Genomic DNA, 14,562 nt, shown 5'->3' with positions numbered 1-14,562 from the left:
AATTTCCTGCACAGCTTTTCTTATGGCTGTGGCTAATGCGTTTCCGTCGCTTGTGAAATATAACTTTATTCTTATATTTAGGCTTCTGTTAAATCTATTCACAGATTACAGCATAAACCTAGCTCTCAGGAGTGGCTTTACCGGCACCTATAAATGGAAGATACAAAACAGCCTGCATCACTGAAAAGGCTTTACCTCACGATAGATGATTTTCCTACAGCAGCATCTGAGGATATGCTGGATTTTCTGGTGCAAAAGGATATCCAGCCCTTGATTTTTTGTATCGGGAACACCCTGCAACACCAGAAGCGGCTGGCGGTAAAAGCGCTTTCCATGGGTTTTATACTAGGCAACCATTCGTTTGCGCACCAGCATTTTTCAAAGCTCTCTACAAAAGAAGCACTCGATGATATAGCCATAGCCGACGGGCTTTTAGAAGAAATCCATGCCGAGGCAGGAGTGGTGTGGGAAAAGAAGTTTTTCCGTTTTCCGTACGGAGACAAAGGGGATGGCCGACGGGGCAGAATTTTTACACGCAGCTTTTTCCCCTGGAAAAAAATAAAGAAAAACGCTATCCAGGAAAGGCTGGCAGAACTCGGTTATGCCGTTCCGGAGTTGCCAAGTATTACGTATGCCTACTATAACCAGAAACTACTGCAGGACAAAGACCTGCATTGGACAATGGATGTGATGGAATGGTGCCTGAAGAGTGACGAAGGCATGTTTGGTATACGCACTGAAGGAGATGTGCTGCAAAGGCTTTTTTCCCGAAACCCTTTCGATTGCAGGGGTGCTGTTCCGGAAGCACAGTACGGCATGCTTTATTCAGACTCGGGTGAGATTGTGCTGATGCACGATTGTGAAAAGACCTTCGCCACCTTTAAGGAGGTGATAAATGAAATCCATTCCGAAGGGTATACTTTCTCCGGATTTTGAGAAATTCAGCTCTCCAGCAACTGGTAAGTTTCCAGATACGCAGCGGCTACCTTTTCATTTGAAAAATGCGCTCTTGCCGTTTCTGCGATTTGGTCCCCGGGCAGTTCATTACATAATTTCCTGAAGTCCATGCCCTCCACGGGAGTCTGAACAACATCCAGGTCCCCCAAACCGAGGTCTACTACTCTGCCCGTATTGTTCTGCTGCACATAACTGGCAGCACTGCGCACATTACTGTTTACCAGCACCGGCAAACCTACTGCGTTATACTCCACTATTTTGGTTCCGAGGGCTATTTTTTCTTTCCTTAAAAACATTAAACCGTAATCTGCTGCTGATAACAGCTTCGGAACCTCATCATAATCCGGCGACAGCAACAGGTATTCACTTTCGCTGATGCCGCTGTCAAGAAAAACTTTCTCTGTAAAATGCCGGGCGCCCTGCGGTATCAGGAACAGGAACAGGTGCCTGTTAGCAATTAACCGAAAGCGCAATATCAGTTCCGCATAAACCAGTGGGTCATGCCAGGTGCCAGCGCCTAAAGTGCCCAGGTAGCAGAACACCACCTTACCGTTCAGTTTATACCTGTCTCTGTAGCGGTTTCTGTATTCCGCGTCAAACTTAAAATCATAACAGCATACATTATTAGGAATCACTCTGAAAGCAAACCCCGGACTGATTTTCTGGTAATGCTGGTGGTATTGATCAGAGATGCACACGGTAACAGAGGACTTTTCTAAAAGCTCCTTCTCTTGTCTTTTCCAGAATCGGAAAGGCGCGCTTTCTCTTTTCCATGAGTTCTGTATAAGGTTTTCCTCCGGATAATCGGAACGTGGATCAAATATCAGTTTGATACGGCCACTTAGCTTCTTAAAAGCTAGCACGGTAGCAGCTGCCCGGTAACTCCTGCAATGAAAGATTGAAAAACCATCTACAAGAAAATATTTGTAGAGCAATGGCAGCATCAGCAGTTTTAGCACCCATAGAAAAGTGCCGGTGTGGGCTTCATGCGGCCTGAAGCCCAGCCCCTTTTTATAGACAGGAAAAAAGTAAGGCAACGGAAACGGGAAAGGAACCGGCAGAAATTTCAGCTCAACCGGGTGTGCAGTGAATTCTTTTTTGAAGTTTTCGAAATGGCTCTTTTTGGTATATTGCCAGAACCAGGGGTAGATGTACAAAAGCCGTATCTTCAGGCGCTTGTCTAATCCGGCCACTGTTTGTAGCAACTCCAGCACCTGCCTTTTAAGCAAGGGGCTCCATATCTCCTCCCCATAAATAACATAACAAACTTTAAGTTGACGCATGTAAGCAGGCAATGAAGAATTACTTTGATTTAAGTTTCAGATTAGTGAGAGTTGGAAAGAGCCCGATCTTTGTTCTGATTCTCAAAATTTAAAAAATGAGGAATTTTGCATATAAAGGTACTTTATGTCTGTACTTTTCTCCATATCTGGTTTTACCTGCGGTTCCGGGAAGGCACTGTTTTGCGCCTTGAGGAGTATTTGTGCCTGACCTTTCAGGCCGGTGCTTTTGTTAAGCCAGTCGTGATGAGTAAACCTTTCCCCATTTTCAAACACATCCTGTGCTACAATCACGCTGAATTGATTTAAGGAAATTTTCTCATCCTCAAACTGTAGAATCCGGAGAGGTACCTTCCCATAAAAGGAGGCCCACATAGAGAAAGTACTTGGAACTCCTATAATATAATCTGTTAAGCTCAAAGCATACAAGTCCTCTACATCCACAGAGTTGGAAATCTGGAAGGTGTTCAGCCCTTTGAAATGGGATTGATTTAATTTCTCGTCAGAGCTAAGTAAAAAGGAAACACTTTTTCCGGCTGCCTGCAGCTCTGTCTCCAGTGCTGCCATGTAATTGTAATAGGTAGAGTCTTGGAAGTAGTAGGCGCCTCTTTTAAACCAGCGGTAGTCGCTCCGGCGGATGTGTACGCCCACTACAACCTGATGCTTTGTGCGTTGTTCCTCTAGCTGCTGCGCTATCTTATATATAATCGCCTGCCTGGGCCTGAATAACAGGCGTACTTTCTCGTGGTGTTCAGGTAGAAAAAGGCTTTTTTGCAGGTGTTCCACTCCGCTTTTAAAGTATATATGTGTTTTATGAGCAGGCAAAGCAGAACTCCAGCGTTCGTTTTCCCAGAAGTCTTTGTCAGAATAAATATTCGTAAATCGAAGTGCAGGCTCCGGTAGCTTCGGGATAACACGGTGCAGCAGCCTGCTGCCCAGGGTGAGTTTCCCTGCAGTATGGTGTTTCTGCAGCCGAATACCGGGTACAGCCTCCAGGTCGTCAAACAAATCGTAATATCTATCGAAATGAAGTATAAGCAGCTCCTGCCCGTGTTTCAGGCAGAAAGAAATAAAGGGCACATAAGACCACAATCTGTTACACAGCCTCCCGGGGTGATCCCTTAGAACAATCATTGAAGCAGGGTTTAAATGCTGAAGGTAAAAACAACTATACGTACAAAACAACTTTAAATATAAAAATAACAAAATATTATTATATTGTATAACCCCGCCTCCTGAATATTCAGTTGTTGCTATGATTAATTGTGTATAATATAGTAACAGGGAGTCTAAAAATTTTTTGTATTACAGCAGGGGTAAGCTGCATTTTGCGCTCCTTTCTGCTTTGCTTTCTTCAGAAGAGACAAAAACTTCTGTACAGAAGAAACTTTTTTAATTTAAAACCATACATGATTAAACGTAAGCAGGAAAATGCCACATGCATGTTTTCACTGCTGCCAATGCTTGCCGCTTTTGCTGTTTTCGCAGCAGCTTTACCTGAAATGTGAATCCGGGGCGGCTTGTAAAATTGCGCCTAACTACTACCCTCTGGTGATACTGGCAGTTCAGTTACCTTCTGCTGTTATCGCTGCTGGCTTTAACTGCCCTTCACCTCTTTTCTACCTTAACTTCCTTTGTAGCCATTTCATTCTCAGTTAAGGAGTTTTACCTGCCTGGTTTGTAATCTAAAATATTTCATTTTCTGGCGTATGATTTCTCCCGTACTTTCACTTTTAACTGGAATGCCTTGTTTCCGCCAGCTTTTTCCTTACTTTTTTATTATCATTTGCCTGGTGCGCTGCATTCCTTCTCTTGCCCAAAACGTGACGGAGGAATGGGTCCGGCTCCACGATGGTGAAGGGCCGGGGGATGAATACTTCCAGGCCTCGGCCATAGACGCGGAAGGGAATATATATTTAACAAGTACCAGTTTCACTGCACCTGCTTACAGTTTTGGCTCGTTGCAGAACCACGGAGAAATCCTGACGGTGAAGTACTCCCCATCCGGGGAAGTACTCTGGGCTTCAAGGTTTGTAGAAGAAAGCGGCAGGAGCATTTCGCAGTTTAGTGATGAAGCCCGTGCCATAGTCCTTGATGGGTTGGGTGGCGTTTATGTGACCGGTGTCAGGCAGACGGAGACTGCTCCCTTCATAATAAAACAGGATATTATTCTGTTTAAACTTAATGTAGAAAACGGAGAGAAAATTTGGGATTCAGAATTCGCTGAAGGGGATGAAGATAAAGAAGTACATGCTGTCACAATAGATGAGTCTGCTAACCTATACCTGACAGGAACAAGCATAGCGAGTTCTACTTTGCAAAATTACCTAACGCTAAAATACAATGGTATGAACGGAGACTTGCTTTGGGACAGGCAGTATGATGGGGTTGGTAAAGGGAATGATAAGGCTTCTGCTATCGCAGTGGATAAAGAGGGAGGGGTTGTCGTGACAGGCAAAAGCTTTAGAGAAGTTATATCCTTTCCAGGACATGGCCCGAGCTATCAAGTATATGATATCGCCACCATCAGGTATGATGCTGATAATGGAGAAGAACTGTGGAGCGCTGCCTATACCGGTGACACTCTTGTAGACGTTGGGGGCTCACTGCAGTTTCAGCCCATTAATACATTTCTTGCAATAGACGATGAAGGTGATGTATACGTGGCAGCGAAATATAGAAGTATGTTCGGTACTGGTGGGGTTAGCGCTGGCGTGGTTACCATGAAGTATAACAGCGAGAATGGAAACCAGGTATGGGAATCCCGCTACAACAGTAATTCTGCAACGGACCCTTCCATCGCGCTGGATGGTTCGGGAGGGGTTTATGTGGCAGGTCATTTCGGATTAAGTAATGCCCAAAGGACGTTCTATACTATAAAATACGAGTCTGCTAGTGGAGAGGGGCTTTGGGAAGAAACATTTACCGGGGTTACTGGAAATTTCCTTTCTGCACCTCAGGTTCATGTCGGGAATGCCGATGATGTGTACCTGACCAGCATAAGCGATTCTGTAGGTATAGATAACGGTATTGCAACGCTTCGTATCAACAGCATGAACGGTAGCCTCATCTGGAATAAGTTTTATAGGGCCAGCCTTACTTCGCTTAGGCCTTTTAGGAGCTTAACGTCTACCCCTCATATCGCGCTACTCGTGGATGAATCTGGGATCCCCTATGTGATGGGTTCAGCATATACTACAGATAACAGGATAAACAGTAACCTTTTTATAGTTTCGTATAGTGTGGAGAGGGGTGCTGTTTTATGGAATGAACAATATGAAGCAACAGGTCATCTACATGATTTTGTTAGAGCTTCAGCAGTGGATGCAGCGGGAAACATTTACGTTGCCGGGATAAGCACTGGTTTTGGTATTGGGAACGACATCAGGGTTGTAAAATACTCTAATTCGGGAGAGGAGCTATGGGTAAGAACCTATGATGGTGGCGTACATGACAGGTTAGAAGCCATTGCGTTGGATGGCGCTGGTGGTGTGTACTTGGCAGGTACCTCCGGCCTTGCTGTTAGAAGTGACTTCCTGACTTTAAAATTAAACGCATCAGATGGTGCGGTAGTTTGAGAGGCTCTTTTCGATGGTGGGGATAATAATACTGATGGGGCTTATGCAATTGCATTGGATGAGGAAGACGGAGTGTATGTAACTGGCCAGAGTTACAGTTCTAATCCTTCTTTCAACAGTGACTTTGCTACCGTAAAATACAATGCCACGAACGGAGAGCAGGTGTGGGTAAGGCGCTATGATGGCGGCTATAACCTCAGCGATGAGGCACATGCCATTGCAGTGGATAACGCAGGTGGTGTTTATGTGACAGGTGGTGCAACATACAGTTCAGATGATTATAATGGAAAAGATTTTGTAACATTTAAATATAGGGCCTCAGATGGCGAGCAAGTTTGGATGGCCCGATACGATGGTGGATATGGATACGATGCTGCAATTGCGCTTGTTCTTGATAGGGAGAATGGAGTATACGTTGCGGGCTATAGCACTGGAGAATATAACAAAGTATCATTTTCTACCATCAAATATGATAGCCAAAATGGGAGCCAATTGTGGGCAAAAAGATTCGATAACCCAAGCGGCATAAGCGGTATGGCAGTAGACTATGCTGGCGGAGTATACATATCTGGATACAGTTCTTTAATGTCCTCTGATCAGGAGTTTCAGGCAAAATTTTTAACTGTAAAATATGAAGCTTCAGACGGTGAGCAAGCCTGGGCACAAACCTATGGGGAAGGTCTTTCTGTGTCACGGGCCTATGACATTACAACAGACAGTGTGGGAGGAGTATACGTGACCGGGCAAACTATAACAGGTGCAGGTAATGAAGGAGCAGGGGCTGTGGCAACGCTGAAGTACAATAGTTCAGATGGGGCAATATTGTGGGAGGTGCTGAAAGAGGGAATTGATGAAGAAGGCCGTACAATTAGTTTAGATGAACTGGGCAATGTATACGTGTCCGGCTCCAGTTTCTCAAACAGGACGTATGGCGATTTCCTGACAATCAAGTATAGCCAGAACGGCGGCTGTACTCCTGTTGTAGCACAAGGAATCACAGGGCCTTCAACAGTGCGTGCCGGCACCCAGGATGCCAGCTATACTTTGGCCGGTACAGGGGCTGATACTTTTAACTGGACTGTCAGCGGAGAACAAACTGTACCCATCTCTGGGCAGGGTACCGGGCAGGTTATGTTGGACTGGCCTACTGAAGCAGGTATGTATGAGGTAAGGGCATCTTACAGTGCCGGAGAAGCCTGCCTAGCTCAGGACACCACACTGACGGTAGCCGTATTCGATCCCAATGCTGGCTTCGTGATTGGCGCCGGCTGGTTTGACTCTCCTGTAAATCCTGCGCTGCCTTACATGCAGGTGGGTGGCAGGTTGCATTTTGCCTTTGCCTCGTGGTATGCCAAAGACGCCCGGACCGTTCCCGGCTACACCGTCTTCCGCTTCAGTAGCGGTGGCCTTGATTTTCGCAGTGCTGCCCATACACCCATGCGCCTAGTTATCTCTGGCGACATGGCCAATTACACAGGCCTTGGTATAGTAAACGGGATGGAAGGTTATGGCTTTCTGGTAGCTGCTGTGGACGGAGATGTTGGGCAGGGTCATCAGCGGGACCGGCTGCGCCTGAAGATATGGGAAATAGCATCTGGTCGTGTCGTGTATGACAACCAGGCAGGAGCAGGAGAGGGTGCCGTCGCCTCAACAGCCATAGAGGGAGGCCAGATTGTTATTCACCGGCCACTGGGTCGGTCGCTGGAAAATTTAGCTGCTCTGGCAGAGGGAATGAGCGAGGGTTCTGTACCTGAGAAGCACGTCCTACAGGCGTATCCAACTATATTCTCAGGAAAAGCGACCGTCACCTTTACCCTGGACCAGGAGCAGGAGTATACCTTAGGGCTGTATGACATGAACGGAACACTTGTGAGAAACGTCGGAAGCGGCAGGGCAGGGGCTGGCAGGCAATACGAGTTCGTTGTTAACGAAGAGAGGCTCTCTAACGGACTCTACTTTGTGCGGTTGATAGCAGGTGCCGAGGTACAGACAGTGAAGCTACTGCTGAGCAGGTAAAAAGCATACTGCATTGATCTGTCATCCGGAGGGACTATCAGCAGGTAGCTCTCCGGATGCTTTGACATTACAGACAGTTGCTAGGAAAGGAATCTGAGTCCCGCAATCCTGTTTGATTCTAAAAAATATCAATACGCCTTTCGAAGCATATCCGCGTACTTATTTGGAAGCAGGCTTTGTTCTACAGCTTTTGCTGCTTTCTCCACATCGTACGCAAACCGGACGAACTCCACTTTTATACTCTCACTTACGGCTTCACGCGCATTTTCATCTAGGGTTATAATGGCATAGCAGCCCCTGCTGTCGCCATCTTTCGGTTTACCTACAGAACCAATGTTGATCGCGTGGCGGTAGCGGCTAGAGGCTTGATCATCCTGTGGCAGCACACGGTGAAATGGCTTATGCGTGTGGCCGAAGCACATAATGTCAGCATCAGCGTCCTGCATAATGCGGCGCAGGCTTTTCTCCTCCCGGTCCTCAAACAGGTACTCATTTATTTTGCGCGGGCTGCCATGCACCAGCAAGAGGTTTAGTTGGTCGTTGTTTAGCTGGTATTCAACCCGGATGTGGGCGGGCAGGGTGCGCAGGTACTGGCGCTCAGTCTGCTGCACTACCTCGTTAGTGTAGGAGATGGATACCTTACCCATGGCCTTGTCCTCGTCTGTCTTATAGGCGCAACCGCACTCGTTGCTGTTTCTGCCGATGCCATAGTCGTAGTTGCCTGCGATGGTGGGGATGTTGCGTTTTCGTATTTCATTGATAACCTCGTTTGGCCAGATGTTATACCCCACCAGGTCCCCGAGGCAATAGGTGGCATCTATGTCGCGGGTTTCCATGTCTGAAAACATGGCTTGCAGGGCCGGAAGGTTGGCATGTATATCCGAGAAAAGAGCGATTTTCATGTTTTTTGCTTTAGATGATGAACTTCAGGTAAATAAAGCCAGGTATAGGGTTTTAGCTGCAGGTAAAGGAAGTTAAGCTTCCTGCCGGAGCCTGTTGCAGTGGTGAATCAGGGAAGTACTTTCTCCTGAACCACACAGCCACATTTACCCGGACAAGGCCAATTTGAATCAGGCCTGTCATGTATTCAGTGTAGTCGCGCAGAAACGTAATGGCCAGCACGAACATCAGCAGTGGCCCGAGGACCCAGTTCAGCAGCAGCGAGAAGCTGATGACTTCAACATTTCCGAACACCTTTGGCAGTAGCCGATAATTAACTTTTGCCAGTGGCGGGTACATCATCAGGATAAGACCTATGGCTATCGGGATGTTGGTTGTGCCGCTGGAGAGCGCGTTAACGTAGCCGGAGCTTTCAGGTAGAAATTTGCCAGTGGCAACCCTAGCCAGCATCGCCAGGAAAATCCAGAGGGTAAGGTAGCGGTTCAAATAGCCGAGGCCAATTTGGTTATGTGCGGGAGCGCAGTGTTCCATAGTCTGTAAAAGCTTTTCCCGCACAGGTATAAATCTATGCGGGGGCTTTTGAATTGAAGGGTTTTAGCAGCAGCCTGCGCCGGGGGCACAGCAAGCCGAACCGGCAGGCTTGTCGCCATACACGGTGATGCTGAAGATGCCAGTGTTGCTCTCGCGGAAAGAGCGGAGGCCTGCTTCATCGAGGTAATCCTTCAGGATCTCGTCTGGTACCTGAATAGCCTTTTCTTTTTGCACCACCACGTTATCGAATCCAGCTTCCCGGATTATTTGCAGGTATTCTTCCTTCTGGATGGCACCCGACACACAACCGGCATAAAGTTCGCTGGCTTTCACCAGTCCTTCCGGCAACTCGCCTGCCAATACCACATCAGAGATGCTGAAATGTCCGCCCGGCTTCAGCACACGGAATGTTTCGGCAAAGGCCTTGCGTTTATCTGGCACCAGGTTCAGCACACAGTTGCTGATAACCACGTCCGCCCGGTTAGCCGCAATGGGCAGGTCCTCAATCTCGCCCTGGCGGAACTCCACGTTGTGGAAACCGAGCTTTTCAGCATTGTCACGTGCTTTCGCAATCATCGCTTCTGTCATATCCACACCCAGCACTTTGCCTGTTTCGCCTACTATGGCACGGGCTACAAAGCAGTCGTTGCCAGCACCGGAGCCAAGGTCAATCACCACATCTCCGGGTTTTATCTGCGCAAATTCTGTTGGCACACCACATCCCAATCCCAGGTCTGCGTCTGGGTTATAGCCTTCCAGTTGCGTATAATTATCAGCGAAAATAGCATAGTCTACAGTGCAGCAGCCGGTGGCCCCGCAGCAGGAGGCTTCGTTCTGCTCTTTGCTTTGCAGGGCTATCTCGCCATACTTCTCTTTTACCAGTTGTTTTAGTTCTTCTGCGTTGTTTATCTTTTCCATTGTTTTATCGGTTTATTACGATTAATCAGATTAAATTTTTTTAGCAGCAACTGCTATTGCAAGAAACGTAACCAGAGAAGAAGACCTGCAGCATTTGTTGTGCCTCTTTCCAGGATTGCGCATCAATGCAATAACAAACTTTCTTGCCGTCTATGTCTCCTTTTATGAGTCCTGCTTCTTTCAGCTCTTTCAGGTGCTGCGACACAGTAGACTGCGACAGCGGCAGTTCTTCCACAATATCGCCACAGATGCACGACTGTCGCTCCAGCAAAATACGCAGGATGGCCACCCGGGCAGGATGCGCCAGCGCCTTTGCATATTTCGCCAGCACCAGGTCCGTATTTGTGAATGCTTCTGTTTTAGTTACTCCCATAGAAATGCTTTATCATCGTAAAGTTACGATAATAACCGAAACAGCCAAAAAAGGTTCAGACATTTTTTAGAAAGGGTTTTTCATTATTTTGACTGGATTCTACGGAGGTTATAATAGTCACGCTTTGCAGATTATCTACCTGCTGCTTTTTTCTGCTCTGTAATCATGATGCACAACAACATATTGTTAACGCATTTACAACCCTTATTCTCTTCTGTAAGTAAAAATGAAGCTTGTCTGAGTATAAAGAAAATGAAAACGGTCACTGTAAAACCGGCAGGGGTTGATTTAAGTATCACATAAAACGGGGATCATAGAAAGAAATGGAGTGTAGACGAGCCAAAGAAGACAACCGTGCCATAGTTTAATGCATACATGAAGAGTTAATCGCACAGATCGGCAGGCTCTTTCTTAATCAGGAAAAAACTTACCAATGATCCATAAACTCTTAGGTCTGCATCACATAACCGCTATTGCAGGAGATGCCAGGCGCAACCTGAACTTCTATACCAACGTGCTGGGGCTGCGGCTTTTAAAAAAGACCGTAAACTTCGATGACCCTAAAACTTACCACTTTTATTATGGAGATGAGGTAGGTTCCCCAGGGACCATTCTGACGTTTTTCCCCTGGGGAGAAATAGTACCGGGCAGAAGAGGACCTGCTATGGCAACAGAAATAGGCTTTTCAGTGCCGAAAGGCAGCTTTGACTTCTGGTTAAAACGCTTTGAGCAGTACAACGTGACCTACAACAAACCGGCAGAAAAATTTGGGGAGCGCTACCTGACCTTCCTCGATCCGGACGGGTTAAAGCTGGAACTGATTGAATCTGTGAGTCCGGACAGCAGAAAGCCATGGGAAACACCGGAGGTGCGCGCGGAAGTGGCCACCAAAGGTTTTCATAACGTTACGCTGACGCTGAATGACGTAAAAGCGACGGCAGAAATTCTGACGGATGTTTTAGGCTATAAGCAGACTGACAAGCACGTAAACCGCTACAGGTTCAGCACAGATGCAGTAGAAAATGCCGCCATTGTGGACATAGTGGAAGTGCCTCACGAGATGCGCGGCCATCTGGCAGGTGGTACAGTGCATCATGTGGCTTTTCGGGTAGAAAATGAACAGGTGTTGATGGAGTACCGAAACCAGATTGCTGCAAAGGGGCTGGAGGTAACCGAGCAGATAGACCGCAACTACTTTTACTCTGTTTATTTCAGGGAGCCAGGCGGCGTGCTATTCGAGATTGCCACCGACAACCCCGGTTTTACAGCTGATGAGCCTTTGGATAGTTTAGGCACAAGCCTGAAACTACCGGAGCGTTATGAACACAGAAGGGAAGAACTGGAGCAGGTGCTTCCGAAACTGGATTAAGTAACTTTCGCTGTTTACGTTGTCTTCAACTACTGGCACTCATTGTATTAAAAGATACAGGATGTAAAGTCAGCCTTTGCAGCTTTAGCCAAAACCTCAAGGCAAATAGTTGTTTCGAGGGAATCTTTTTTTGCTAAAAATTATGTATATACATTAAATGTATATACATTTGTTTTGTTGTTCACTCAGCAGAATATTCTCTTAATAAAAACCTGAAAAAATGGCTAAAGTAAAATGGGCAGTTGACCCGACACACAGCGAAGTACAGTTTAAAGTAAAGCACCTCATGATCACTACCGTTACGGGTTACTTCCAGAATTTTAATGTGGAAGCTGAAACGGAAGATGAGCAGTTCTCGAACCCTGCCAACGTGGTGTTCACGGCAGATGTAAACTCTATCAGCACCAACAATGAGCAGCGTGATACGCACCTAAGGTCTGCTGACTTCTTTGATGCGGCGGAGCACGAAGAGATACGCTTTGAAGGCACCAACTATGAGAACGCAGGTGGCGACGATTATAAACTACACGGTAACCTGACAATCAAAGGCAATACAAAACCTGTTACAGTTAATGTGGAATTCGGCGGAATTGTTGTAGACCCTTACGGACAGACAAAAGCAGGATTCACCCTGACAGGTAAAATCAGCCGCAAAGCGTTTGGCCTGACCTGGGATGCTGTAACAGAGGCCGGTAGCGTAGTGGTTAGCGATGAGATCAAGCTTCAAGCTGAGATTCAGTTGGTTAAGCAAGCTTAGGCAGTTGTACGAGACGTATGGCACAGGACAATAAACGAGCAGTAATATCCTGTGTCATACGTCTTACCTTTTGTTTTAAAACGTATTGAACGTATTGCGCCTGGTGGTGGCGGCAGAACCGTTATTCATCACAACATCAGAAACTATGAAACATAAGAAATTCAAGTCCGGTGAGCGCGGTCTCAAAGACATTGGCTGGCTGAAAAGTAATTTAACGTTCAGCTTCAACAGCCACTATGAACCGGTTCGTACTGGTTTCGGTCTGCTTCGCGTATTTAATGATGATTTTGTAGCGCCTGAAAATGGCTTCGGCCTGCACGCTCATAGTAACATTGAGATTATTTCCGTTATGCTGGCTGGCTCCATGAATCACATTGACTCCCTGGGCTACAAAGAGGTAGTGCACAAAGACTGGGTACAGATTATGAGTGCCGGCACAGGCCTGCGCCATGAAGAACACAACGTTGGAAACGATGAAGTGAACTTCCTGCAGATCTGGATTGAGCCGAAGCTGCAGAACATCACCCCCCGTTACCAGCGCCGGTATTTCCCGGAAGAGAACCGTTTAAATAAGTTAGTAACAATTGTCAGTAACGAGGAAGGGCAGGGGCACTGTTGGATAAACCAGAATGCAAAGTTACTGATAGGGAGTTTCGAAAGAGACAAGGAAGTAAGGTATCAGCTGAACCCGGTGAACAAGGCGGTGTATGTCTTTAATATCAGCGGGAGTTTGTTGATAAATAACGAAGAGCCACTCGAGCAGCGGGACGCCATAGGTGTATGGGAAACAGACCATCTGCACATTACCTGTTTAACCGACAGCAAATTTCTCGTAATAGAAGTACCCGTTAACCATTAAAGACCAACTATGGAAGACAGAATTTTAGGCTTGCACCACATTACGGCGATAGCCGACAGAGCCAAACAGAATTTGGATTTTTACACTAAGGTCCTGGGTCTTCGCCTGCTAAAGAAGACTGTAAATTTTGACGACCCTGGCACCTATCACTTATATTACGGCGACGAAGTGGGTAGTCCGGGTACTATTCTTACCTTCTTCCCATATGAGGGATCGCGTCGTGGCCGGGTAGGTACCGGCATGGCGTCACATATTGGCTACTCAGTGCCCGAGGGCAGCTTCGATTTTTGGATCAAGCGCCTGCAGGAGCATGATGTTACTTTCAGCCAGCCTGCAGAAAAGTTTGGGGAGCAGTACATCTCTTTTAAAGACCCGGACGGATTGCAGCTGGAACTGGTGATTCCGAAAAACAACGATACCCGAAAGCCCTGGGAAACAGGTGAAGTGAAGGCAAACGTGGCTACCAGAGGTTTCCACAGCGTCACCCTCACCCTGCGAAGTGTGAAGCAGACGGCAGAAGTACTAACGGAGCTGTTAGGCTTTAAACTGCTGGAGCAAAACGGTAACTATCACCGCTACATGACAGATGCCGTTGATAACGCCGCCATTATCGATCTGATAGAGGAGCCTACTGCAAATCGTGGGGATGGCGGTGCCGGTACAAATCATCACATCGCTTTTCGGGTGAAGGATGAGGAAACACTGATGAGATTCAGGGAAAGGATAGCCGGCAGGGGCCTGAACATCACAGATAAAATAGACCGTAACTACTTTTACTCGCTCTACTTTAGGGAGCCGGGTGGCGTACTGTTCGAAATTGCCACCGATAACCCTGGCTTTGCTATTGATGAGCCCGTTGACAAACTCGGAAGCAGCCTTCTGCTGCCGCCGCAGTACGAAGCGCACAGAGCCAGGATAGAAGCAGTGCTGCCGAAACTTGATTGAGTTTCTTTCCTGGATGCTGCTTTAAAACAGAGACTTTGCTCAGTTAGGGGAACCTGCCCCTCCGAGGAAGGGAATATTT

The 14,562-nt window shown here is 47.0% G+C and carries 13 protein-coding genes; 7 read left to right on the top strand and 6 right to left on the bottom strand.

The window, feature by feature from the left end; genetic code table 11:
- The first annotated feature begins 153 nt into the window (after positions 1–153).
- Complete coding sequence (locus ACFS7Z_RS14115; RefSeq protein ID WP_377485645.1) at positions 154–936, top strand: polysaccharide deacetylase family protein; 783 nt, start codon at positions 154–156, stop codon at positions 934–936.
- Between the two features lie 5 nt (positions 937–941).
- Here the strand turns inward: ACFS7Z_RS14115 and ACFS7Z_RS14110 are convergent, their stop codons facing one another.
- Positions 942–2,240 carry a hypothetical protein gene (locus ACFS7Z_RS14110; protein ID WP_377485643.1) on the bottom strand — a complete coding sequence of 433 codons (1,299 nt, stop codon included), beginning with the start codon at positions 2,238–2,240 and terminating at the stop codon, positions 942–944.
- Positions 2,241–2,321: 81 nt separating this feature from the next.
- Positions 2,322–3,371 carry a hypothetical protein gene (locus tag ACFS7Z_RS14105; protein WP_377485641.1) on the bottom strand — a complete coding sequence of 350 codons (1,050 nt, stop codon included), beginning with the start codon at positions 3,369–3,371 and terminating at the stop codon, positions 2,322–2,324.
- A gap of 608 nt (positions 3,372–3,979) precedes the next feature.
- Here ACFS7Z_RS14105 and ACFS7Z_RS14100 point away from each other — a divergent pair.
- Both ACFS7Z_RS14100 and ACFS7Z_RS14095 read left to right on the top strand, forming a co-directional pair.
- Positions 3,980–5,815: an outer membrane protein assembly factor BamB family protein gene (locus tag ACFS7Z_RS14100; RefSeq protein WP_377485639.1), complete on the top strand. Its 1,836-nt coding sequence runs from the start codon at positions 3,980–3,982 to the stop codon at positions 5,813–5,815.
- Between the two features lie 54 nt (positions 5,816–5,869).
- Positions 5,870–7,831 (top strand): T9SS type A sorting domain-containing protein, encoded by a 1,962-nt coding sequence (locus ACFS7Z_RS14095; protein WP_377485637.1) that lies wholly within the window; start codon positions 5,870–5,872, stop codon positions 7,829–7,831.
- A 128-nt stretch (positions 7,832–7,959) separates the two neighbouring features.
- On the opposite strand, the gene ACFS7Z_RS14090 is transcribed toward ACFS7Z_RS14095, so the two are convergent.
- From ACFS7Z_RS14090 to ACFS7Z_RS14075, 4 genes are all read right to left on the bottom strand, one after another.
- Positions 7,960–8,733: a metallophosphoesterase family protein gene (locus ACFS7Z_RS14090; protein ID WP_377485635.1), complete on the bottom strand. Its 774-nt coding sequence runs from the start codon at positions 8,731–8,733 to the stop codon at positions 7,960–7,962.
- A 52-nt stretch (positions 8,734–8,785) separates the two neighbouring features.
- On the bottom strand, positions 8,786–9,262 hold the full coding sequence (locus tag ACFS7Z_RS14085; protein ID WP_377485633.1) for an arsenic resistance protein: 477 nt from the start codon (positions 9,260–9,262) through the stop codon (positions 8,786–8,788).
- Between the two features lie 63 nt (positions 9,263–9,325).
- Complete coding sequence (locus ACFS7Z_RS14080; protein ID WP_377485940.1) at positions 9,326–10,171, bottom strand: arsenite methyltransferase; 846 nt, start codon at positions 10,169–10,171, stop codon at positions 9,326–9,328.
- Between the two features lie 49 nt (positions 10,172–10,220).
- Complete coding sequence (locus tag ACFS7Z_RS14075; RefSeq protein WP_377485631.1) at positions 10,221–10,553, bottom strand: ArsR/SmtB family transcription factor; 333 nt, start codon at positions 10,551–10,553, stop codon at positions 10,221–10,223.
- A gap of 433 nt (positions 10,554–10,986) precedes the next feature.
- Here ACFS7Z_RS14075 and ACFS7Z_RS14070 point away from each other — a divergent pair, with 433 nt between their 5' ends.
- The 4 genes from ACFS7Z_RS14070 to ACFS7Z_RS14055 all read left to right on the top strand — a co-directional run bounded on the left by ACFS7Z_RS14070 (position 10,987) and on the right by ACFS7Z_RS14055 (position 14,483).
- Positions 10,987–11,922, top strand: coding sequence for a ring-cleaving dioxygenase (locus ACFS7Z_RS14070; RefSeq protein WP_377485629.1), 936 nt, complete (start codon positions 10,987–10,989; stop codon positions 11,920–11,922).
- Between the two features lie 220 nt (positions 11,923–12,142).
- Positions 12,143–12,679, top strand: a complete 537-nt coding sequence (locus ACFS7Z_RS14065; RefSeq protein ID WP_377485627.1) for a YceI family protein — start codon at positions 12,143–12,145, stop codon at positions 12,677–12,679.
- 145 nt (positions 12,680–12,824) lie between these two features.
- On the top strand, positions 12,825–13,538 hold the full coding sequence (locus ACFS7Z_RS14060) for a pirin family protein (protein ID WP_377485625.1): 714 nt from the start codon (positions 12,825–12,827) through the stop codon (positions 13,536–13,538).
- Positions 13,539–13,547: 9 nt separating this feature from the next.
- Positions 13,548–14,483 (top strand): ring-cleaving dioxygenase, encoded by a 936-nt coding sequence (locus ACFS7Z_RS14055; RefSeq protein ID WP_377485623.1) that lies wholly within the window; start codon positions 13,548–13,550, stop codon positions 14,481–14,483.
- The last annotated feature ends 79 nt before the right edge of the window (positions 14,484–14,562 follow it).

The organism is Pontibacter toksunensis (assembly GCF_042686245.1).
Taxonomy (GTDB): Bacteria; Bacteroidota; Bacteroidia; order Cytophagales; family Hymenobacteraceae; genus Pontibacter; species Pontibacter toksunensis.
The sequence above is the reverse complement of the archived record's forward strand: the minus strand, read 5'-3'. Positions and strand labels throughout refer to the sequence as shown.